Below are 23,622 nucleotides of genomic sequence, written 5' to 3'. Positions count from 1 at the left end.
TGGTCAATATCGAACCTTGACCATCAACGAACACAATAATGGACTAGGCTTAATTTCGACAACACAGTCTGACAGAGGGACAACCTATGAGTCGAAAGCTAGAAAATGCGACCAACCTTTATATGGAAGGGATCAGAGATGGACACGCACGCCAAGCCGTCACTAGATACACCGGGATTCGCTACACTCAGCACAGTACTGGTGTAAGAAATGGCATTGAAGGCTTTGTCGAGTTCTTTGAGCCCTTTATCGAGCGCTGTCATGATAGAGACATTCGAATCGTTCGCTCAGTCGTTGATGGTCAGTATGTGTTTGTGCAAGCCTACCAAAACATTAACAAAGGCGAAGCATACTGGGTCACCACTGACCTTTTTGATACCGATGAAAATGACAAGATCATTGAGCATTGGGACGTAATCTCAGCGTATGTCGAAAACTCAAACGGTGATACGGACCAGATAGCTGGACCAACAGAGCCGAATGATCTCGATAAAACAACTGAGAATAAAGAACTGGTTCGAACGTTTCTTTGCGATGTCATGGTCTTAGGTCAATCCGATGCGGCATCTAAGTACGTGGACTTACAGAACATCCCAGTCCACTCAGAATCAACGGTCGATGAACCTCAAAAGTACGTAGGTTGCTATGACCAAGTATTCAAAATCATAGGCCAAGGCAATACTGTCGTCGCCTACAGTCGAGTCCTCTACCAAGGCCAAGAACTGGCTCGTTTCGATATTTTTCGGGTGCAAGATGGAAAGATCGTCGAACTGTGGGTCAACCAAGAACCTGTGCCTCCAAAAGATGAATGGGTTAACGGAGGAAAGTTCTAACGAGCTCTGATGCTTAGGTTCATCCCTGTTGGTCAATGGTGGCTATAAGGAGGTGCAGGGATGACCTAGTTCGAAACCTGAACCTAAAACCTGTTAAAAGCTCAGTTTATTGTTCTTAGGAAGAAAACACTCTCGTCATTTCTCGATATGCTTTGGGGGAAGTGTTGCGAATGGTTTTAAAATTGCGATTAAAGCTTGATACATTTGTAAATCCAACTTCAAACCCAATCTCAGTGATAGACTTGTGCGTTTTTAGTAACAGATTAGCAGCTTCTTCAATTCTCTTCTCATTTATATAGTGCATCGGGGTTTTACCCGTTTCATGCTTAAAAGCCCGGCAGAAAGCATGCTTATTCATATTGGTTTTACTAGCCACATCATCGAGACTTATCTTTCTGAAGTAATTACTATCAATCCAATCAACTGCAGCAGATATCTTCATTTCTATCTTAACTTCGCTATATTTATCTGGCGTTTTAGAGATAATTTCAATCTCTTGGTTTCGGTCAATTTCTGACAGAAGCTGCAAAAGTGAAATAACCGCAGAAATACCTTCAAGATTGATAAGCTCTTCTATTTTAGTAAATAACAAATCTGGTGCCGAACGGATGATTAATCCATACTTTGATTGATTAATCAGCTTACTAATCCTTGTGAGCTCGGGTGTGTCAAAGAAAAACTCGCCAAAGCAGTCATAGGAAAACTGAAGGATATCAGAGCGTAGATAATGATTGTCACTATACGTTCTAAATCGATGAGGAACATTAGAGCCTATTAAAAAAACATCTCCCGATTGGTAAGAAGTCGACGAATTACCAATAATTACATCCCCTTCCCCTTCCTTAATAAAGACAATTTCCGCCTCATAATGAAAATGGAAAGGATGTTCAAACTCATTCGACTCATAGGCATAGGCAATAAATGAGCGATGTGTGCTTTTGATTGCTTCAGCTTTTGCTTTCATCTAACTTTCGCCCATAGAGTTTATTGCCACCTTCTTATTGGACACTGATGATATTTCCATTACAAGTTCAAACAGGCTCAATTAGATCTGAATCACAATTCTAAACAAAGCAAATATTTGAACATTATGTGCAAATATTTGCAAAGCTAGGATAGTCTCTGCCCGTTAGGATTTGAATAAGTCTTAACGATGTTGGAGAACACACATGATTCGCAAAGAGATCAGTACTCAAGGCGTAGCATCCGAGTTTATAGCTTCACTTATCCCATCTGCTCCAGAGAACAAGAAAACTCGCATCGCGTTTTTCTCTGTGGCGATTGAAATCCATTTTGACTGGGCGCTTGCTCGCGATACCAACCAGTCAATTGCAAATCAAGTCAAAGAATTACTACCTCAAGAACAGTTCGAACTGATTTGTGCACCAGAACCATTCCAAGACCATTTAGAGCTTAAAAAATTTCTTGATGACGCTGCTCACCAAGGTGTTGATGGTATTGTGCTTTGCCACGCTGCTTACACAACTGGTGAAATTGCGTCTCAACTAGGCACTTGGCTCTCCAAACACAAGACCCCTATCTTTAGCTTCGGTATGCCAGAACCTATGGGCAACGGCCAAAACCTATCAGCCAATCGTTTATGCTCACAAAACTTTGTTCTCGGCATATTGAACCACCTAGACGTTCGTTATCAATGGCTATTTTGTCCTCCTAGCGATGAGAAATTTGCTACAGAAATCTGCCGTTTCGCTCGAGTAAGCCGCGCAATTTCTAACATCAAAGGTCGAAAAGCCGTCATCGCGGGTGCAGGCCGCGTACCTGGGTTCTACGACTGCGAAGTCAGTGAGATTGATGTACTGAAAAAGCTCGAGCTAGGCTTTGATCGCGTCAACCTTGTCGACATCACCTCACGAATGGCTAACTTTAATCAAAGCGATATTGATGAGGTGAAGCGCCTGATCCTAAATGACCCAGATTGTAAGCTCAATAACGTACCTAATGACCAAGTCGAAGACACCATCCGCCTATCGCTTGCCCTTATGGTATTTGCCCGTGAAAACGATTACATCGGCGTCAGCTTCAAGAACTGGCCAGAACTTTTTGATCATTTCAACATTGCAGGAGACGGCGCGATGGCATTGATGAATGACCAAGGGATTCTGGTCTCTGACGAGGCCGATACCGGTGCACTTATCTCCATGATTTTGATGGATCAAGTCCGAGAGTCAGAGTCCATTCCGATGTTATCTGATATTTCCTATCTGTCTCAAGATGGCACAAAACTGGGAGCTTGGCATAACGGTTCTGCAGCAACTCGACTACGCAAAATTGGTTCTGGTTTTGAGTGCCGAAAGCACGGGATCTTAGAGAACTTTGACAGTGAAACAGCTTGGGGCATGTTGTTTGAGTTCTTGGTGGAACCGGGGCCAGTCACTGTTGCGAAATACCAATCTCCCGACATCACAAAGGTGTTTGCCTTTGAAGGTGATCTCGTTGAGTCAGACATGAAGTTCCGTGGCACTTACGGCGAAATTGATACTCACGGTCATAGCGCGGCACAAATCGTAGGTACCATCTTAGATAGAGGGTTAGACCATCATTGGATCGTCGGTCGTGGCCATTTCCTCAAAGACCTTCAACTACTCAACTACTGGTTAGGCATCTCGGAAATCGAGGTATCCAACCAAGGTGAGCATATGGGATTTGGCCGAGGGTAACACTATGAAAACCATCGCTTGTATTGGAATGGCGGTCGCTGACTTAATCGTTGGCCCTGTCGACCAGTTTGAATTTCAACAAGATGTTACGTTAGTGGATAACGTCAATATCAAAGCCGGTGGTGACGCTGCTAACGTAGCGCTTAATTTAGCCGCTATTGGAACCCCAGTCAGCCTCTATACAAAACTAGGAAAAGACCTGTTTGGCGATTGGCTAATCAATCACTACCAAACAGCTGGTGTTGATACGGCTCAGATCCACCAAACGGCACAAGAAAGCACCGGCACTGCCATTGCTCTGGTGGATAAATCCGGCGAACGCGTATTTCTTTACCGCGGTGGTACGGTTGATACGTTGTCACTTGAAGATATAGAAGTGACCTCAGTATTGTCACACGACATAGTGCATTCCAGTGGTTACTTCCTTTTACCCTCGCTGGAAAGCAACGGACTGACAGAAATTTTTTACACCGCTTCTAAAGCAGAAAAAATCACCAGTCTTGATGTCGGTTGGGATTCAACAGGCAAATGGCTGGAAACCATCAAGCCGATTCTACCCAGTCTGACCTATTTCCTACCGACTTTGAATGAAGCAAAAGCTATCAGTCGTTGCGACACCATTGAAGAATGCGCCGACTTTTTTATCAACTGCGGAGTGAAAACCGTGGTGATAAAAGCAGGAGCTAAAGGTGCATTCGTTAACGATGGCATTGACGCCTATTGGGTCAAGGGTAGCAAGGTTGACAAAGTTATCGATACCACCGGAGCTGGAGATGGATTCGTTAGCGGATTCCTTTCTGCCATCGCCCGCGGCTACACCCTCACCAACGCCGTCAAGGTCGCCAACAATGCTGGAGCCACAGTGGTTCAACAATATGGCTCTAGCGGCGTTATCAAGAATTTTGAACAGATCAATATCAAAGGATTGGAATATGAAGCAGCTATCTGAGTTGATCACTGAGTACTACAAAACGGGCAAATGCCTAATTGGATTCAACTTTAACGACATCTGGGACGGGCAAGCGATCTGCTCAGTTGCCGAAGAAAATAACCAGCCTGTGATGCTAATGGCCTATACCGCCGTGATTGACGCTCTAGGGGTTGATCTTGTTGTCTCTATGGTCGAGGGACTACGCAAACGTCACAAGGTGCCAATCTATCTGCACCTAGACCACTGCGGCGACATTCAGCAAGTGCTAGCTGCGGTTGACGCTGGGTTTGATTCCGTAATGTATGACGGCTCGCATTTAAGCCTCGAAGAAAATATCGCTAACACAAAAACGGTCGTCGATTACGCCCACTCCAAGGGTGTCATTGTGGAAGCCGAGCTAGGGAAAATACGTGGCCGAGGCTTCGATGAGAATGATGATTTCTTGGCCGCAGTAGCTGATGTCAAAGCCCTGCGCGAGCAAACGGGTGTGGATATGATCGCCGTTGGCATCGGCACAGCTCACGGCCACTACCAAGGAGAGCCTGAGATCCACTTTGACAGGCTCGAAGAGATCTACCGAGCGGTGGATGTGCCACTCGTTCTGCACGGTGGCACTGGCATCAGTGGTGAGGATATACGTCGTTCCATCACCATGGGTATCGCAAAAATCAATGTCGGCACGGCAATACACACGGCTTACATGCAGACATTAGGCAAAGAGATTGCGCTAGATGGGCTGGCCGCCTATCCACCAGTGACTATGCAAAAGGTTCTTCCTGAAATTGCACAGGAAGTCCAAAAATACTCAGCAATGGTTCAATAACAAAATCTTTCAATAAGAGCCAGAGTGATAACCCTTTGTGCTGGTGAGGTCAGGTTCTGCATATCCTCGCCAGTGCTACAATCCGATAACGTGAACAAAGGACTACACCATGCTTATACCTCTATCGTTTCTGACGGTAACAGCGCTCGTTGCCGTAGGTTCTTGGTACAAAGTAAAATCAAAGCAAAAACAAGAATCAGCCACTTCTTATTTCCTTGCTGGACGGGGTCTATCAGGGATTTTAATTGCATCATCGCTGATGCTTACCAACCTATCAACCGAGCAGTTAGTCGGGCTTAATGCACAAGGCTACACTGCAAACATGACACCGATGGCATGGGAGGTGTGCGCAGCATTAACTCTTGTCGTGGTTGCCCTCTACTTGTTACCTAAATACCTCAGTGGCGGCGTTACCACCATTCCTGAATTTATCGAAGACCGCTTCGGCAAGAGCACTATGTACTTTTGTACGTTCTTGTTCTTATTTGGCTATGTGTTCAACCTTTTACCACCAATTCTCTACACAGGCTCAGTCGCGCTAGGCGGTATCTTCGACATCTCAGGCATCTTTAATGTCTCATATTGGGGCGGTCTTTGGATCATGGTAATAGGTATTGGCACCGTAGGTGCAGCCTACGCGGTATTTGGCGGTCTAAAAGCTATTGCTTATTCTGATACCTTTAACGGTGTCGGCCTACTCATCGGTGGCGTTTTCCTTATCCCTCTATTCGGCTTAAGCGCACTTGGTGATGGTAGTGTTGTCGATGGTTTCCAACTACTGATGAATGAGCATCCAGAAAAGCTTAACGCTATTGGTGGCTCCGAAGACCCAGTTCCATTCTCTACTTTCTTTACTGGAATGCTGATCCTTAACCTATTTTATTGGGGAACCAACCAGTCCATCATCCAACGCGCATTAGGTGCTCAAAACCTGGCGGAAGGCCAAAAAGGTGTACTTTGGGCAGGTCTGCTTAAGTTAGCTGGTCCATTTTTCTTGCTACTACCGGGTATTATCGCCTTCGCTATGTTTGGCCCAGATCTAGAAAGCGGCGAAGTGGCGTACCCGAAACTGGTGCGTGAGGTGCTACCAACACCGCTGATTGGTTTCTTCGCTGCGGTATTGTTTGGTGCAGTACTTAGCTCATTCAACTCAGTACTTCACAGTACGTCAACGCTATTTACTCTGAATGTCTACAAGCCACTAATAAACAAAAACGCGACGGACCAAGACTTAGTACGTGTGGGCAAACGCTTCTCGGCAGTGGTGGGGCTAGGATCAATCTTCGTTGCGCCGTTCATCTACTATGCTCCAGAAGGCTTCTTCCAGTACTTCCAAACCATCAATAGCTTCTATATGGCACCAATGTTTACCATTATCGTCGTTGGTCTTATCACTCGTCGCGTTCCACCAATGGCTGCCAACATTGGTATCGTGTTCTTCATGACCGCATACGCACTATCGCTGTTCGTATTCCAGTTCGATATCCATTTCTTGCATCTAACTGGCGTTCTGTTCCTTGCTACAGCCATTCTAATGGTGGTGATTGGCAAGTTTGCTCCTCAAGTCAATGACTATCAACCGACTCAAGCTAACGTAGTAAACCTCGAGCACTGGGTTCACGCCAAAAAGCTTGCAGCGGTTATCTGTGTGGGTGTGATAGCACTTTACATCCTGTTCTCGCCATTAGGCATCGCAGCCTAGCCCACAAAATCACCTTGGGAGAATGCTCCCAAGGTGGCTAACTCTCGCTCTAGTAGAGGGCTTCACGATGAAAATTGAAATTGGCCAGTATTTAGGTCAGGACGGCGTTTGGCTCAAAAACGACCAAACAAAGCTTTTTGTACAGAAATTTGGTGGAATGACCCCTGAGTTTTCATCACTTTGTCGACTTGGTAGTAGTGCTCAGTGGGTCAACACTCACTGGATCCCACACTTCAAAACCCCTTTTTCAGGCAAGTTAAACCCTGCTAGCCAGGAGCAACAGACTTACTGGGGCATTGAACTCATGCGACAAGCTGCAGGCACGTTTCCATGTGCTCCTACCTTTGGACCCGGTAACAGTGAACTACTTCCACATGGCGACACCGCAAATATGGACTGGCAACTTGAAGATGCACAGCAAACGAAATCAGGGCAACAGGAGGCGGTTTATGCACATTGGAAACTAACTGGGAACTACCAAGGATTGCATTACCGAAAATGGGACATATTACCAGCATCGAGCTCAACACATTATATGGTGCTTGAAGTAATCAACCCTACCGATAAAGACGTTGAGATCAATCTCGCTTGGCATACAACACTTGGTGCCCCTTTTCTTGAGCGTGGCTGCTTGATAGAGACCAACTGCAATCAATTTAAAACCGCACCAACAGGAACTGAGTTTGATCACACCAGCGCATTGAAATCGGGGGCAGAATTTACCTCGCTGGGCGAAGCTCCGGTTTCTCAATCTCATTCCAATCACCGCAAAACCAAAGATGTATCTACAATGCCCGGCTACAACGGACTCTCAGAATTTATCTCTGGCGTCACCGATCACAGCCGTTATCTGTGGAGCGTTTGCATCAACCCTTACTTAAAAATGGCCTACTTAACACTGGTGCCTTTTGATGCTATCGAACACCAAGCCAACGCTAGCTCAATGAATTACTGGATACACTCAGGCGGTCGAGACTTTACCCCGTGGGCAGACTACCAAGGTGGCGTCGATCGCAACTATGCACTCGGCATGGAAACCTCAATTGGAGCCTCTTGTCTTGGTCTTGATTGGGCGAGAAAACATCCAAGGTATCTAGGAAAGCCGACCCACTGCACATTGGCAGCTGGAGCGTCGCTGCGTTTTCCATGTATCAACACCATTTTCGAGGTCGATTTGACAACCTCAACAGACGAACAGCAGCAGCGTCAATCTATCCACCAGCTAGTAGAGCGATATATCTCTACTTTGGACACTCGTTTCAGCGTATTTACCACGCTTACCCAAAAGGATGATTAATAATGAAAACTTATACTCTTCAAGACCAAACTCATGCCTTTATTGAAGCTTCACCACAAAAGTTCTACTTCAATGGTGAATGGCACGCCTCAGAGAAAACCATTGATGTCATCGACCCTGCTACCGCATCTGTGATCACTCAGGTATCCCTTTCACAACCTGAAGATGTCGCGAATGCTATCGGCAGTGCTGAGTCTGCATTCAAATCTTGGGGAAAAACGGAGCCAAGCGAACGCGCAGGCCTGCTACGTAAGTTGGCAGAGCTCATCCGCCGTGACTTACCTATACTTGCGGAACTTGAATCTATCGATGTGGGCAAACCAATTGGCGAAGCAGAAGGATTTGATATCCCATTTGCCGCTGAATGTTTCGAGTACTTTGCTGGTGTAGCGGAGGATACCGAGTACGAGGTTGACCTGGGTCTCGAGCTGACCGACAGCCACACTGCCAAAATCCCTTATGGCGTATCGGCATTTGTCTTCCCTTGGAACTTTCCGTTTTGTTTATGTGCATGGGGCATCGCGCCTGCATTAGCGGCCGGTAATACCATCGTTGTAAAACCTGCCTCAGAAACACCACTTTCTACTCTATACCTTGCAAAGCTTTTCAAGGAAGCAGGCTTCCCAGCTGGTGTCGCTAATGTTCTTCCGGGTGCTGGTCGTGTGGCTGGTGAAGCACTTATCAACGACCCGCGTATCAAACTGATGTCGTTTACGGGCTCAACAGAAGTTGGCCGTCACATCGGTGAGGTATGCGGTCGAAATCTTGTACCGGCGAAGCTTGAGCTCGGAGGTAAAGGCGCAGCTATTGTTTGTAGTGATGCGGATGTGGATGCGGCGGTAGAAGGGCTATCTGGTGCACTGCTATTTAACGCAGGTCAAGTGTGCTGTACTGCGTCTCGCTGGTATGTTCACGAATCCGTTTATGATGAGTTTGCTTCCAAAGCCAAGGCACATTTTGAGTCGATTAAGCTAGGTCGAGGACTTGATACTGAGTCTCAAATGGGTCCTATTTGTACTCAGAAACAGATGGCGAAGATCTTAGAGTGTGTCGCCGAGGCCCAAGCGGATGGTGCTGAAGTGATCTGCGGAGGAAAACGCCCAATGACTGGTGAGCTGGCGCAAGGGTTCTACTTCGAACCAACCTTGTTAGCAGGTGATGATAGCAATAAATGGGCACAAGAAGAGATCTTTGGCCCGGTCACTTTCCTGATCAAGTTCAGCGATGAAGAAGAGGTTGTAGAGCGTGCCAACCGTAACCAGTACGGCTTAGCCAACAGTGTATGGACTCAAGATCTAGCCAAAGCAAAAACCATTGCTCATGAACTAGTTAGTGGCAATAGCTGGATTAATGCCCACAACGTATTTGAGTATGGCCTGCACTATGGTGCGTGTAACCAAAGTGGCTGTGGTGGTGGTGTAAATAGCCGAGCTACCTTTGAAGGCTACCTACGTCAGATGTCTGTGGCAGCTAGGAGATAAGGCCATTCTATGATTATCGATCTGTTAAAACACTATGGCGTTGTCAAACAAGATCGAGCAACCGCTACCCCGCTTACGGGCGGGGTCAGTTGTGAGATTTTCTTGATTGAAGACGGCGATGACCGTTTTGTCGCCAAACGCGCTCTTTCACAGCTTAAGGTCGCTGAAGAGTGGCTTGCTGACCCAAGCCGCAATAAATACGAACAGCGCTACTTAAAATACGTTGGTGAGAAATATCCAACATGGGTACCGACCATTCGCAATAGCTTCGAAGATGAAAACCTATTCATCATGGAGTTCTTTCCCGAGTGTTTTCGCGATTGGAAGAAGTATTTACTCGAAGGAGAAATAAGGCCTCAAGTCGCCACCAATATCGGAGCGGCGCTTGGCACAATTCATGCGATGAGCTGGGACGATCAAAATGCTAAAACGTGGTTTGATTCTGATGCTAACTTCCATGAGCTCAGGCTTTCACCATACTTTGAGTTTATGCGGACAAAGCATCCTCAGCTTGAATCGCGCTTAAATGCGCTGGTTGAAACAATAGAAACCACTAAATTGTGTCTGATACACGGAGACTTTAGTCCCAAAAACATCTTAGTTGCTAGTAACGAAATCAAAATCGTCGATTGTGAAGTCGCATGGTTTGGCGACCCATCATTTGATATTGGTTTTCTTATTCATCACCTGATACTCAAGTATCTGCATTTTAATAATGAGCAATTTCTTGACCTCGCTAGTGCATTTATGGATAGCTACCAGCTTGCGTTAGGAGCAGACAAACTCGCTCAGATAAATGAATCTCACACAGTAGAAACCACCTTGATGTTGATGCTGGCACGAATCGACGGCAAATCCCCTGTTGAGTATCTCACCGAACCTCAAAGAGAAGCGATCCGAGCAAAGGTCTTTAACTTGCTAGGTCAAGATATCACATCGCTAGATTATCTATTACAAGGAGTTAAGGCATGAATATCAAATCCATCGATGCATACCAAATCTACGACTCACGCGGCAAACCCACCGTAGAAGTCGTGGTCGAACTAGACAACGGTATTGAAGGTGTGGGGTTGGTACCATCTGGGGCATCGACGGGTCAGTTTGAAGCCTTAGAGCTTCGAGACAATGTTCCAAACAAGTTCCTTGGTAAGTCGGTCTACAAAGCTATCGAAAACGTGAAAACTGAAATCGCAGATCTTTTAGTTGGTCGTCCTATCGAAGATCAAGTCGAAATCGACAAGCAGATGTGTGAACTTGATGGGACGCCAAGTAAGTCACGCCTCGGTGCAAATGCGATCTTAGGCGTTTCTTTAGCCGTTGCCGATGCCAATGCCAAGCTCAAAGGTAAGCCCCTATTCCAAAGCCTATGTGATAAACCAGGAACGCTACTGCCACTTCCAGAAATACAGTTGGTCGGTGGCGGCGCTCACGCTCAGTGGCGTACGGACATTCAAGACTTTCTGCTCATCGCAAACGGGGCAAGCAGCTATGAAGAAACACTAGAGGTAACCTTTAACATCTACCATGCCGGTGAAAAGTTACTCAAAGAGCGAGGCTTGTTAGCAGGCGCTGCAGATGAAGGAGGCTTCTGGCCAACGTTTGATAACCACAATGCGATCTTTGACTTCGTTGTTGAATGCATCAAAGAAGCGGGCTACACGCCTGGAAAAGAGGTATCGATTTCACTCGATATTGCGGCAAGCGATCTCTACCGAGATGGTAAATATCACCTACCACTCGATGATAAAAGTTACACCTCAGAAGAGTTCCTCACCTTAATGTTAGAGTGGTGCGAAAAATACCCTGTTCTTTCTATCGAAGATCCATTTGCAGATACTGACTTTGAGATGTGGCAGAAATTCACAGAGGAAGTTGGCCATAGAGTACAAGTCATCGGCGATGACTTGTTTACTACGAACCTAGAACGTATCAAACAAGGTATTGAACAAAAACTGGCTAATAGCGTGCTCATTAAGCTCAACCAAATTGGCACCGTGACTGAGACCATCGAAGCAATTCGTCTCACTCAACAAGCGGGTTGGCTGCCTGTCGTGTCAGCGCGTTCGGGTGAAACAGAAGATGCATTTATCAGCCACCTGGCCGTTGCAACCAACGCAGGTCAATTAAAGGTCGGGTCATTTACTCGTAGTGAGCGTCTGGTTAAATGGAATGAAGTTTTGCGTATTCAAAGAAAACTAAAAGGTAATGATCGATTTGTAGGAGGGAAGATTTTTACCGCTCTAGAAAATCTAAGGTAAGATGTGTGTGGGATAACTGCTAACGCGATCACTTCATACTATTTCAATTAGCTCTCGTGTCATCCATTTGCCCCAAAACTCGTTTGGGGCATTTCCTTACGTCAATTAGGTCTGGCAAATTGCCAAAAATGAATCAGAGTCCTCTCTTTGCCAACTAATTCCCTTCTACGAGCTCTACTGATAGTGATAAACTCCCCACATCAGAATCACAGAGACACCCTATGTTTATCCATCACGTTAACGGCATCGACTGGCTGGTGATTACCGCTTTTGAAGAACTTAAACCCATGTTTATTGAGGATGCGGGGGCGATTCCCTCTTGCTTCTCGATCGCCAGCGAACTGAGCCTAATTGACCAAGCTAGGCGCACTTTTGGGTATTTGCCAAGACTCGACGGCGTCATTACTGACACTGGCACTTTTCAACGTAAGAACAATGACGAAGATTTGAATCCTCAGCTTGCCTGTATTGTGGAGGAACGTGGTCGGGTGTTTATCTATCACGGCGGCTTTGTGGCTTTTGTAGATGATGAGGAAACCTTTATTACCAGAATAGGTTGAGGGTGCGCCTGTAAGACAACTGTCACGAGTTTGGTTGAACACTTAGGCTTAATTAACGTTCAAAGAATAGACGTTATTGCCGATCGTCAAACAACGAGAGGAAGATCGACTCAATAGCTATCGTTGATATTCTGTCCATTAAACGTTTATTTGAGATTTCAAATGACCTATTCGCTGGTCTAGTTGAACCAAGTCACGTCTATTTCCTACAACTCGCATCCGAGTATATTGCTCATTGACTTCTTGGCAAGTCACATGAAAATGGCTACCAGAGCACGTGAGTATCTCCGCTTTTTTCAGCCAACCCGCCAAATCAAAACCTTTCATATAGGCCAGCAATATCGGCGTTTTTATTGAAGTTGGCATAACCTCGATACCGTGACCAGAAAGTAACTCCATTAGTTCTACTTTGTAAGTCTGCGTCTGTTCTTAGGTGTCCCTTAAGTATGTTCCCATATTGCAAAGGACATGATTTGCTACCTTAATTGCTGGCAAGGACGGCGCGAATGGCAATACTGATTGATTGAGGTAGTGGGCGAGTTTCCTAGAAGATACTGCGTAACCCAATCGAATGCCTGCAAGGCCTAGCCCCTTCGAAAAGGTTCTCAGAACAATAAGATTATCAAACTCAGCGGTCACCCCAATCATCGACTCTTCAACATCTAGAAACTCACCATAAGCCTCGTCAATCAGCAGTATGGAACCCACTTCATTGCACGCTCGACACAGTTCCATCAAAGTGGTTCTTGTATAAATCAAGCCGGTCGGATTGTTCGGGTTATCGATATACACTATCGTAGGTGGATTTGATTTAAGCTCTGCCTTAAGTGCATGCAAAAGCTCATCTTCATTCCAATAGTCGAACATATTTAGAGAACGATAAGTGCCGCCTGCTATCTGGAACTCAGATACCGCTTCGACGAATTGAGGTCCAACGCCTAACATAGACTTCTCTTTGGGTAACAGCTTATTGAATATCAGCTCCAAAGCTCCTAAAGAGCCATTGGTAAAAGTCAGCTGCTCGGGCTTAGTGCCCACATAGCAAGCGGTATTAGTCGCCAACTCTGCCAAATGACTATGACAGTAATACAGATCCACTTCTTTGAGTAACTCTGCACCCAAATCCGGCGAAAGCTTTGGAGCTCCAAAAGAGTTGATACCAAGGGTACAATCTAGCGTGTAATAAGGAGCCACATAGCTCGCTTGCTCCTGACCTAATTGTTCATTGATCTGGATATTCATGCCGCCTAATACCTCGAGTTATATCAGTTGAAGAGATCTGTACTAATGATTATTGTGTTGCTGTCCTTGCAACTTCACCACGCACTATAATAGGCTCCACGTATACGTAGTAGGTCATTTGGTGACATTTCAAAGTAAAGAAAATGAGCACGCGCAATAGACAAGCCGAGTGTGGTGTGCGAGATGGTTAGATTCCTGACTACGCGGAAAAAAGGCAATGAGCCATACTTTGATAAGATTCAGATAGCAAAACGCCGCTAGTAAATGAACTGACCCCATAAAGTTGGACTCATTTCTAAGCGGCTGCTAAGGCTTGATTTCGATATGCTATCGGACTCAGGCCTTTTAACTTCAGCTTAATTCGTTCGTTATTGTAATAGTCTATGTATTCTCTAATTCTTTCAATCAGTTCATCTGCACTTTTAAAGACTTCGTTATGATACATCTCTGTCTTGAGTATTCCGAAGAAGTTCTCAGCAACCGCATTGTCTAAGCAATTCCCTTTTCTAGACATACTTTGAGCGAGCCCTTTCTTCTTGAGATGGTTTTGATACGCCTTATTTTGATACTGCCAGCCTTGGTCTGAATGCACGATGGGATTCTCATGCTTTTTAAGTGTCTTTATCGCCTTTTTTATCATGTCAGTGACCAAGGGTAATGCTGCTGACTTACGCACCTCATAACTCACGACTTCTCGGTTGAATAAGTCGATAACGGGTGACAGATAAACCTTCTGACCATCGACTTTAAACTCGGTCACATCCGTTACCCACTTTTGGTTCGGTTTGTTGGCATTGAATTCTCTTTTTAATAAGTCCGAAGCGATCCGCCCAACTTCGCCTTTGTATGATTTGTATCTCTTGGGCCTGACCTTGGACCTAAGACCAAGCTCAATCATAAGACGTTGAACTCGTTTATGGTTAATCACCATGCCTGCCTTCCTCAAGGTGCATGTGATTCTGCGATATCCATAGCGCCCTTTGTGTTGCTGATAGATATCACGTATTTGCCTTTTTAAACTCGATTCAGAGTATGACTCCTGTGTTGTATTACGATGATAGTAATACACACTTCGGGCTAACCCAGTAGCTTTGAGTAAATGGTGCAAGCGGTACTTTGCCTTGAGCTCATCGACTACGAGTGTCTTTGCTTTGCTTTTTTCTTTTTGGCTTGAGCCAAGGCCTCTAACTTTTTTAGGACAGCATTCTCTGCACGTAAATACTCAAGTTCCTCTCTTAGTTCTTTCTCTGTCATCTGCTCAGATGGCTTAGGTTTAAGAGAGTGGTTTGTCATGCAAGGTCTGCCTTTTTTCTGTGGTTTAAGCCGGGATATACCCTGCTGAGCATAAAGCTTTTGCCATTGAAATAGTATCCCTGGAGACGATAAATCAAAGTAAGCACTGGTATATCTTAAGGACCAGTTATTAATACGCATAGTCTTTAGAACTTCTAGTTTAAAGTCTTGACTATAGGGAGCTTGCTCGTGACGAAAGCTATTTTCCCCATGAATTTGATAAACCGACACCCAATAACGAATTTGGTCTGACGATACTCCGAATTTAAGGGCAAGAGCTCTTGACCCCTCGTGTTGTGCATACTTAGCCAATTTTAGCTTGAATGCTCTGTGGTGTTTGGACATAAAAAGACCCCCAGTAATTGGAATGTCCAACTATTGGGGGTCAGTTCATAAAAGCGGCGTTTTTAAAGGGTCTGGATCAAACAACTTCCCGTCAAACTTTCCATAAAAAATCAATAACTTATCGCGTCACAAAACCAGATAATGTCAAAGACTGGCACCAAAAGGTGTCAAACTCAGCAGAAACTCAAAATTTAACTCGTCAGTATGTAAGAAAGTTACACTACATTCTAGTATTACCAAAAAGCTAACGACAAAGTCGCCTGGTGGTCACGGTAAGGCAGAATTACTTGGTGATCACAGTTAGCGTTCTCCTGCGCAAGCTCGGAATTGGACATAAACGTTTTAAGAGCCACGCTTATTTAGGATTTCATGAACAACTAAAAGTATGGAACGTCACTTATACAAGAGTTCAGTAGAGCTGAAGTGGAGCACTTCGATCTCACATAAATCGAGCTTGGTCCATCCCATTTAATGATAAGTTCAACCCACTAATCAGCTTTCTTATAAATTGGTGACCATTGTTCATCACGGTTCCTCATTAATTGGTAAATTAGGTCGGTCGCTGGCTAACTAACCAAGCTATTTGAAATTGGATAGCCTAAGTTCAAAGCCAACTCGGGGTTGGTTGTACTGTTTACATGTCCTTCATTGCTGAGAATCTATCACTAGCCACTCAATGACTTATATACATGTTTTACGCTAACTCGACTGCCTCAATTAAAGTCGTCCATCAAAATACTAGGAATCCACTTAATCCCAGGTCCTTCTGTTCACAAGCACTATTGTTAACATCAATAACACGTACAAAGCTAATAAAGGCAACGCTGATTCGCTCGACAAGCTAGATGCAAAGAACGATACCAGCGCGGTAGTTAACCAACACCCAGAAAAAACCAATGCGTTAGCAATACCAGCAATGTGGTCAAACGGTGCAAGCGCTTTACCTAAAAATGGGGGAAACAGCATACCCAACGAAAAAATGACTATAGACACTGGCAGAACTAGAGCCAATATGCTCAAGCCATGAAAGACCTGCCACAAAATTGCCATTAAAATCGCGATGATAGACAATATGATGGATATAGAGGTCTTGCGACTTAGTGAAACCGAGAAGGTCATTCGATTAAAGACATTACCTGCTAACCAACACCCACCTAGCAACAAAGCAATGCGTCCGTAGAAAACTGGGCTATACCCCATAGTGTTTTGAATCAGAAACGGTGCGACCGTATTGAAAGTAGGCAGTATGCTGTAAAAAATACCACAGGTTAATGCCACTCTTTGAAAAGATCGATTGAGCAGTATCTCTTGCAAGCTATTTTTTATGCTTTCACGCTTTAAGGGATGATGTTGAATATGCGTTTCGGTAAAGGTTAGTTGCATGAGCATGGTCCCGAGTAATGTCCATACTCCTAAGAAAACAAAGACCATTTCCCAACCAAAATGCTGTTCTATATAACCGCCTACAAATGGAGACAGCGTGATCCCTAGCGCAAATGAAATCGTTATCCAGTTGACTGCTTTCAAATAGTCTGCACCTTGATAGATATCTTTAATCGCTGCTCTTCCTCCTACAGCGACAAATGAGACAGCTAGTCCTTCGATCAGACGGAACACAATCAAAAACTCAATGTTAGCGGCTGTGACGGAGGCAAACATTGCAAAAGACAATAAAAGGCCGCCCAACAACATTGGTCTTTTACGTCCATATGCATCAACAATAAACCCAGCAAGCATCTGGCCTAACCCAAAACCAAGAACAGCGGCCGAAAATACCCATTGACTATTAGTCTCTGAAGTAGCGAAAGATGACTGAATCGACGGTAAAGAGGGGACTATAATATCAACAACTACACCGCCCAGCGCTATCAGCATATACAGCAAAGCAGCGATGAATTTCTTGTTATCTTCTAACATGTGTTGTGCTCTCAGAGTTTAGATTGCTGGAGTAAGCTAACTCATAGTTATTGAACTAAGCCTCTGGACGCGATTAGGAGCAAATTGTCGGCCCATTCTTCTGTTGTAACGACCATACTTAGTCAACTAGTCATTGTGACTTTTGGCAGCCTATCGCGAGCTTGGCGTAAACAGCTACATAACTCTAACCAAGTTTGACTCTCGCTTGCATCATAAATCATCCTGGCGCACTCGAGGATACTCAAGCCATAACGCGGAATACAGGCGGTAACCAGCTCGTTTGATAGCTTTAATGCTTTCTCTTGCGCATCTGTAAATGATATGGCACGCAACTGCGCATCATTTAAGAGTGTCCCGATCTTTAGATCATAACGATTCATAAATATCCCCTTTATTCAACAAAGTGCCTTAGAGGCGTAACAACGGCAACGTTAAGCTCTTTCGAGCTTAGGGTCGATCATTGATGCCACCCCTCTATATTAAGGTGAATGGCTATGGCAGCTTGTAGGAAAACACTTAATTAAGAGAAGTGCGTCTTTTCACAAACGACATAGATACATTCTATACTAGGAGTACTGTTTGCTTATGATAGAGGTGGTTGTGCTTAGAGTTCTCGTTGTTGATGATTCAGAGATAAACTTCATGGTCTTAGAGAGTATGATCTCCATCTACGATACGGATGTCGAACATGCCCATAACATAAATGAGGCGGTGCACCTTTTGTCTAATTCTCTGTATGACGTGGTTGTATTAGATATTTTTTTGGAAGATGAACTTGGTACTGACCTTTTCTTAAAAGAGGGACACCCTAGCCCTAATATGACCTACTTGTCTTGCAGCGCTGAAGCAGGCGTTGAAAACCTCCACTTTCAAGGTCACATTTCAAAACCATTTAGCAACTCACAAGTCGAAGAAGTTTTTTCTGCTATTGTTAATGAACAAACCTCTGAACTCGTTTCGCCCCAAAGTATAAAAACCGAACTAAGCTCAAAATTCCTAAAGCCTTACATTCGAGAAACTCTAAAGCTTCTTAAACTGATAGATACTCAGGTGAAAACTAATGATTTCCAACAAGCTAGGAAGAGTTCTCACAAGCTTCTGGGCAGTTCATCTCTTATCACTTCGCAACACGAGACTTATGCACTTATAAAAGACTTACACCAAGTATTACAATCTAATGACGCGCAAGGAGCATTGATTACAAGTACGTCCAGCCTAATAAAGAAAATAACACGCTCAGTCGAAACCCTAAGTGAATAGCCTTAACTTTCTCGAAAAGACATATAAGTAAATTCCTACAAAATAGACACCCTAAAAGGATCTACTCTGACTTCATACTTAGAAGGGTGAGTGTTATGAAGTCAAAGAAATCAAACGTAGGCTATATCGCTTTGTATAAAACTCTACTCAGAACTGTTGCCATATTTGGACCAGCTCTATCTTCTCTTTTGATACTTACAACCATATTTAATGACAGTAACTATTTTTAGGAACTAGATGTTTGCATATCAGTGTTAATGTTCATTTCCTTCGATCTTATGTTTGAAAATTGTTGTAAACAGTCTTCCGTCAGAGCATCTAAAATGTAAAGCTGAATATATTTGAGTTCACAGATATATCATCAGCAAGCAATCACATAAACATGGAGATAAATATGGTTAGACCTCTATCTGATATCGTTAAATTCATCCTAAAGTACAACCAAGACATTAATCGAAAAAGTGAAGAAGCAAGCGCTCATTATAAAAAATCGAAGAGTAAGAATATTAGTAACTTATCGTCATAGTCAATTTTATGGTTTCATCCTAATTAAGTAAGCATACTTTAGGAGGCAAAAATGGCTCACCGCCACAACAACAATGTAACTAATCGACGCATGTTCTTGAATAAATATCAGGATTGCTCAAACCTAAGAGGGCTAATTAAAAAATCGAGAAAAATGCAAACTAGACCAAACATACAAAGAGAGAAAAACGGCAATTTTCTTGCCAATGACAAGCAATGAATCACTGATAATATTGCTAATAAATCCAGGAGCTAGATATATAAACAACAAAGCTAACATTACTACGTCCCCAACTAAACCTGTATTAGTTGTAGTTAAAGTTAGCATCTAGCTCCCTTAATTCAATAATGTTTTTTACATCGTGTTTTTTCAAGATCCTGTGCTTATAAGTACTGATAGTTTTCTCGCTTAAGTTCATAATGATAGCAATTTCCTTGTTTTTCAAACCAGCCATCAGGTGATGCTTTACAAGTGTTTCTCGCTCTGAAAGTTTAATTACCACTTTGTTAGACTCTGTCAATTGTGCTTTGTGGTCTTTATGCCCAGTGTTGACTACTTTTAAGATTTTTCTCCGAAACGACTCCGTATCCATGTTCTTGGTGAAATATCCATCAGCCCCCATTTTTAAAGCTGTCTCCACGAATGAGGTGCTTGTTATACTTGAGCAGAATAGCGTCTTGCCTGAATAACCCTTGCGTTTAAGTCTTCGATATAAGTCAAATCCATCACCTTCTTCGAGTTGAATGTCTAAGATTAAGCAGTCAATCTCTTCTTGCTGAAATATCTTTAGCGCCTCATTTGCCGTATTGGCAAGGTGCACGCGAAAATGAAGAGATATTGAGGACACTAACTGGCGAATGGCTTCTCCAACTAAAGGGTGATCATCTACGACCAAAAACACTACCTGACCCTTAACTGACTGACTCATTGATGTCACCTCTTTTGATTATCTATTGATAATAGCAGTGTTTCTCTCGTCCAACTTTATCACACGCTGTGCGATACTTTGAGATTGCACCAATTTTTTCTTCAAGTCATTAACTTGCATAGGACTTATGCCACCTTCTGATGATTCGATTTGCTTACAAAGCTGATACATCGATTGAAAACCGATATTACCTACAACGCCCTTCACCTTATGGATATACCGCCGAAGATCTTGTTCTTCAGCAATGTCAAAATCTGTTTCATTAAACTCATATAGAAATTTACTCAACAATTGTAGATACAGATCTACATTACCCGACAGTTTTGACAAAGCTGAATCTAGGTCCAGACCACACTCATCTCTCATTGCTAGCTGAAGCAGATTCACTCTACTCATCACTTCTTGTCTTGTAATCATGAGTTCAGCCATTTTTTTACTCAGCTCATCAAAAACAAATGGCTTGCCTATCAGCGCATTCATTCCACATTCCCCAATCCTCTCTGCATTTTCAGCAAATACATCTGCTGTTAACGCTATGATCGGAAGATCTTTGTAATCCTGCTTCGTTCTGATAATTTCCGTAGTCTGATATCCATCTAGAACGGGCATGTGACAGTCCATTAAAACAATATCAAATGTCTCTTTCTCAAGATTTAAAAGTGCTTCTTTTCCATTCTCCGCAATCGAAAAGCTAATATGATAGGAAGCCAAAAAGTTAGCAATGAGCTCTTGATTGATTTCATTGTCTTCGACAACGAGAACTCTGCGGTACACGAGTTCAGCAAAAAATGCCGGTAGGTCTTGATGGGAATCATCTTCGAGATAGTGACTGGTATCCCCTTCCACAAAACCAGTATCAACATTAGGTTCACTCAGCCAATTTGCGTACTGGGTTACTTGTGCAGAGGTTAACGGTAGCTCAATAATTTGCCTTTTAAACTCCATGCCTGAGGAACTCATCAGATCAAGTACCTTCGAACAGTTGAGATAAGTAACGATATAGAATCGACAACCGACGCTCCTCATCGCCTTCTCTATCTCTCGAATAGAATACAGGTTTACCTCTAAACTTGAACTTTGGTTCCACCTGTAAAGAATGACACTCGATGCGTTCAAAACCTCCGAATGCCCTTCCAGAAACTCAGCAATCGAAGAGAATGAGGCAAACCTTCGTGTATAAGGAGCGATTTGCGAATGCAAGGCTCGGTTAGAGTGCTCGTTGCTATCTATGAGAATTAAATCAGTGTCGGAACTGCGATTGATCGTGACAGTTTTGGATGGTTTCGCAAACTCTAGGCTATAAGAAAACGTTGAGCCTTCGCCCTTTTTGCTTTGAACATTAATAGATCCACCCATCTTGGCAATAATACTCTGACAGATCACTAAGCCTAATCCGGTTCCGCCATAATTGCGTGTTGTGGATGTATCCGCTTGAGAAAATGAGTTAAACAACTTTGCTTGCTGCTGCTCCGTCATACCGATACCTGAGTCCGTAACAGAGAAGCTTATAAAACACTTGTCTGACTCGAGAGAACCTTTCCCTAACTCAATATTAATATGGACGTATCCGCTTTCAGTAAACTTTATCGCATTTGAGCCTAGATTAATGAGGACTTGTTTGAGCCTCAAAGCATCACCAACGACTTCATTTGGTACACTTCGCGAGAGGTGAATTATGAGCTCTAAGTCTTTCTTACTCGCTTGCTCCTTTAATATAAGAAGTGTTCCATCTATAACCTCTTGAAGCGAGAATAAGCTCTCCTCTAGCTCAAGTTTTCCCGCTTCTATCTTCGATACATCTAAGATGTCGTTGATAATACTAAGTAGATAATTTGCGGAGTGACCTACTTTACTAACGTATTGCTTCTGTACGAGTTGATCATCTGTTTGTTTTGCTAGTTGCGTTAGACCAATAATGGCATTCATTGGGGTACGAATCTCATGGCTCATATTTGCCAAAAAGCTTGATTTAGCTTCATTAGCCGCTTTTAGCTTATCGTTTGCTAGCTTCAATTCATCAATCAACCCCTTAAACTGGTGGTTTGCTCGTTTGACCAAAAAGCCTAACCAAACGATAGCGAGGACAAACCCCGTACCAAGAAAATAAACGTACAACGTGTTGTCTCTTGCTACCGTCATGTGTTCGAAGGACTGGTCCCGCATCGACTTAAGTAGGGCCTCTGTCGCGACAGCAATGGCGACCATTCTAGCTGTGCTTTTCTGTAACTCATTGTCTGTTTGTTCAAACTCTTCAAAGCTCTCGCTATAGCGTGCGAGGAGAGTTTTGAATTCCTCCACATTGTTGATTTCTTGTAGACTTAATTTTTCTCTGTCGTAGCTTTCTAGTCGTTCTTTTAGCAACTTGAGTATTGCACTTACTTCAGTTGCATGAACAGTTTTAGAGCTTTGGTATCTTGCTATTGAATAGTCCCTTTCAAGCTGTCTAGCACGATCGATTTGCTTAATGAATGCATAAAGTGTTTGTTCAACTTCTGAGCCTCGTAATACATCTCTCTGCGAATCAGCGAGTTGACTTTGAACTCGTTCAAACACTTGAGCTTCACTATTTCTAAGGTTAAAAGCTAACTGTGACAATCGATATGAAAAGTCTCGAACCTCTTCAATTGATTGGTCAGTACTTTGTTGGTCATTTTCAACTTGGAACCTTGAGACCTTATTCACCGAAAGACTGTATATTGCGGTCAAATCTTCTATCTTTTGTAAAATATCCAGACTGTTTTCGTCTTTCATTCCAAGCCGAAGGCGCTGCAAATAACCATTGATTAGCCCCATTTCTCTTTGCCAACGACGATACTCTCTACGACTACCGGTCGCTATATATTCCTCGAAATTACTACTTGCAGAGTCAATGGAGTTTGAGAGAAGTTGTACAATCGAGAAATTTTCAGCGACTTCACTTGAGTCGATACGAAGCTGATTCGTATTTGCACGAGCTATCTCATTTTGCTTGACGCGAGCGGCATAAAAGCCGTCGAGCACGCTATCGGCCTGCCTTGCACTTAATACCATAGACTCTCTTTGCACCTCATAATCGATGCTTAAGCGAACATATGACTCAAATACCTCCTTGTACTGAATCAACTCATTCAGTAATTTTCCAGATTGGGAGTGCTCACCGCCTTTCAGTGGGGTATCAGAAATATTTCTCGCTAGATGAATCACTTCTTCAATAGCATCATGAGCTGCGTCTGAATCTTTTGCTTCCAGATCTCGAGCAAAACTCAACTCATTGAGCCGCGCCCTGTCAAGAGTGGTGATGATTGCAGTTACATGCTCATACCTTTTAACGGTAGAGTACACGTTTTCAATAGTCTTAACAGTAAACCCGCCAAGCACAAAAAGCGCTATTGCGACGACAAGAAAGCCGACATTAAGACTGTTGGTCTTTAGGTAAGACAGGGAGTAGTTGCGAAGCATTTACAACTTTACCATCCTTGGTAGTTTGCTTATTAATTAATAATTTAGACGTGTTTCTTGTGCATGTCGAGAAAGATTAAAAACCGATCTTTAGACTAGTGATATCGCAC

Annotated in this window: 18 protein-coding genes and 1 pseudogene; 11 read left to right on the top strand and 8 right to left on the bottom strand. The window is 43.6% G+C overall.

Annotated elements, in window-relative coordinates; genetic code table 11:
• Positions 1–86 precede the first annotated feature (86 nt).
• Positions 87–833 carry a nuclear transport factor 2 family protein gene (locus tag J4N45_RS05115; protein ID WP_252013904.1) on the top strand — a complete coding sequence of 249 codons (747 nt, stop codon included), beginning with the start codon at positions 87–89 and terminating at the stop codon, positions 831–833.
• A gap of 115 nt (positions 834–948) precedes the next feature.
• On the opposite strand, the gene J4N45_RS05110 is transcribed toward J4N45_RS05115, so the two are convergent.
• Positions 949–1,797: an AraC family transcriptional regulator gene (locus J4N45_RS05110; RefSeq protein ID WP_252013903.1), complete on the bottom strand. Its 849-nt coding sequence runs from the start codon at positions 1,795–1,797 to the stop codon at positions 949–951.
• A gap of 205 nt (positions 1,798–2,002) precedes the next feature.
• On the opposite strand from J4N45_RS05110, the gene J4N45_RS05105 reads away from it, so the two are divergent.
• The 9 genes from J4N45_RS05105 to J4N45_RS05065 all read left to right on the top strand — a co-directional run bounded on the left by J4N45_RS05105 (position 2,003) and on the right by J4N45_RS05065 (position 12,563).
• Entirely contained in the window at positions 2,003–3,511 is a 1,509-nt protein-coding gene (locus J4N45_RS05105; RefSeq protein ID WP_252013902.1) for an L-fucose/L-arabinose isomerase family protein, read from the top strand.
• Between the two features lie 4 nt (positions 3,512–3,515).
• Positions 3,516–4,460 (top strand): carbohydrate kinase family protein, encoded by a 945-nt coding sequence (locus J4N45_RS05100; protein ID WP_252013901.1) that lies wholly within the window; start codon positions 3,516–3,518, stop codon positions 4,458–4,460.
• Positions 4,444–5,265, top strand: a complete 822-nt coding sequence (locus J4N45_RS05095) for a class II fructose-bisphosphate aldolase (protein ID WP_252013900.1) — start codon at positions 4,444–4,446, stop codon at positions 5,263–5,265. The genes J4N45_RS05100 and J4N45_RS05095 overlap by 17 nt, the downstream gene beginning before the upstream one ends.
• A gap of 109 nt (positions 5,266–5,374) precedes the next feature.
• Positions 5,375–6,967 (top strand): solute:sodium symporter family transporter, encoded by a 1,593-nt coding sequence (locus J4N45_RS05090; RefSeq protein ID WP_252013899.1) that lies wholly within the window; start codon positions 5,375–5,377, stop codon positions 6,965–6,967.
• A gap of 67 nt (positions 6,968–7,034) precedes the next feature.
• On the top strand, positions 7,035–8,264 hold the full coding sequence (locus J4N45_RS05085) for a hypothetical protein (RefSeq protein WP_252013898.1): 1,230 nt from the start codon (positions 7,035–7,037) through the stop codon (positions 8,262–8,264).
• Positions 8,265–8,266: 2 nt separating this feature from the next.
• Entirely contained in the window at positions 8,267–9,745 is a 1,479-nt protein-coding gene (locus J4N45_RS05080; RefSeq protein ID WP_252013897.1) for an aldehyde dehydrogenase family protein, read from the top strand.
• A 9-nt stretch (positions 9,746–9,754) separates the two neighbouring features.
• Positions 9,755–10,717 (top strand): phosphotransferase family protein, encoded by a 963-nt coding sequence (locus tag J4N45_RS05075; RefSeq protein WP_252013896.1) that lies wholly within the window; start codon positions 9,755–9,757, stop codon positions 10,715–10,717.
• Positions 10,714–12,003 carry a phosphopyruvate hydratase gene (gene eno / locus J4N45_RS05070; protein WP_252013895.1) on the top strand — a complete coding sequence of 430 codons (1,290 nt, stop codon included), beginning with the start codon at positions 10,714–10,716 and terminating at the stop codon, positions 12,001–12,003. The genes J4N45_RS05075 and eno overlap by 4 nt, the downstream gene beginning before the upstream one ends.
• Positions 12,004–12,224: 221 nt before the next feature.
• Positions 12,225–12,563 (top strand): cytosolic protein, encoded by a 339-nt coding sequence (locus J4N45_RS05065; protein WP_252013894.1) that lies wholly within the window; start codon positions 12,225–12,227, stop codon positions 12,561–12,563.
• 138 nt (positions 12,564–12,701) lie between these two features.
• On the opposite strand, the gene J4N45_RS05060 is transcribed toward J4N45_RS05065, so the two are convergent.
• The 5 genes and pseudogenes from J4N45_RS05060 to J4N45_RS05040 form a co-directional block, all read right to left on the bottom strand.
• Positions 12,702–12,962 carry a hypothetical protein gene (locus J4N45_RS05060; protein WP_252013893.1) on the bottom strand — a complete coding sequence of 87 codons (261 nt, stop codon included), beginning with the start codon at positions 12,960–12,962 and terminating at the stop codon, positions 12,702–12,704.
• Positions 12,963–12,992: 30 nt separating this feature from the next.
• Positions 12,993–13,805, bottom strand: a complete 813-nt coding sequence (locus J4N45_RS05055) for an aminotransferase class I/II-fold pyridoxal phosphate-dependent enzyme (RefSeq protein ID WP_252013891.1) — start codon at positions 13,803–13,805, stop codon at positions 12,993–12,995.
• A gap of 295 nt (positions 13,806–14,100) precedes the next feature.
• Positions 14,101–14,940 (bottom strand): annotated as a pseudogene (locus J4N45_RS05050) (IS3 family transposase); the annotation flags it as partial.
• Positions 14,940–15,443 (bottom strand): helix-turn-helix domain-containing protein, encoded by a 504-nt coding sequence (locus J4N45_RS05045; protein ID WP_252011666.1) that lies wholly within the window; start codon positions 15,441–15,443, stop codon positions 14,940–14,942. The gene J4N45_RS05045 and the pseudogene J4N45_RS05050, both read right to left, overlap by 1 nt.
• A gap of 750 nt (positions 15,444–16,193) precedes the next feature.
• Positions 16,194–17,360, bottom strand: a complete 1,167-nt coding sequence (locus tag J4N45_RS05040; protein WP_252013890.1) for an MFS transporter — start codon at positions 17,358–17,360, stop codon at positions 16,194–16,196.
• A gap of 585 nt (positions 17,361–17,945) precedes the next feature.
• Between J4N45_RS05040 and J4N45_RS05035 the strand changes: the two genes are divergently transcribed.
• A complete protein-coding gene (locus tag J4N45_RS05035; RefSeq protein ID WP_252014654.1) occupies positions 17,946–18,620 on the top strand; it encodes a response regulator in 675 nt (224 codons plus the stop codon).
• Positions 18,621–19,450: 830 nt separating this feature from the next.
• Here J4N45_RS05035 and J4N45_RS05030 read toward each other — a convergent pair.
• Together J4N45_RS05030 and J4N45_RS05025 are read right to left on the bottom strand one after the other, a co-directional pair.
• A complete protein-coding gene (locus tag J4N45_RS05030; protein ID WP_252013888.1) occupies positions 19,451–20,074 on the bottom strand; it encodes a response regulator transcription factor in 624 nt (207 codons plus the stop codon).
• 18 nt (positions 20,075–20,092) lie between these two features.
• The gene (locus J4N45_RS05025) at positions 20,093–23,431 is read right to left on the bottom strand and encodes a hybrid sensor histidine kinase/response regulator (RefSeq protein ID WP_252013886.1); all 3,339 of its coding nucleotides are present in this window, start codon (positions 23,429–23,431) and stop codon (positions 20,093–20,095) included.
• Positions 23,432–23,622: the final 191 nt, after the last annotated feature.

It is taken from the genome of Vibrio sp. SCSIO 43140 (genome assembly GCF_023716585.1).
In the GTDB taxonomy this organism is placed as follows: Bacteria; Pseudomonadota; Gammaproteobacteria; order Enterobacterales; family Vibrionaceae; genus Vibrio; species Vibrio maritimus_B.
The sequence above is the reverse complement of the archived record's forward strand: the minus strand, read 5'-3'. Positions and strand labels throughout refer to the sequence as shown.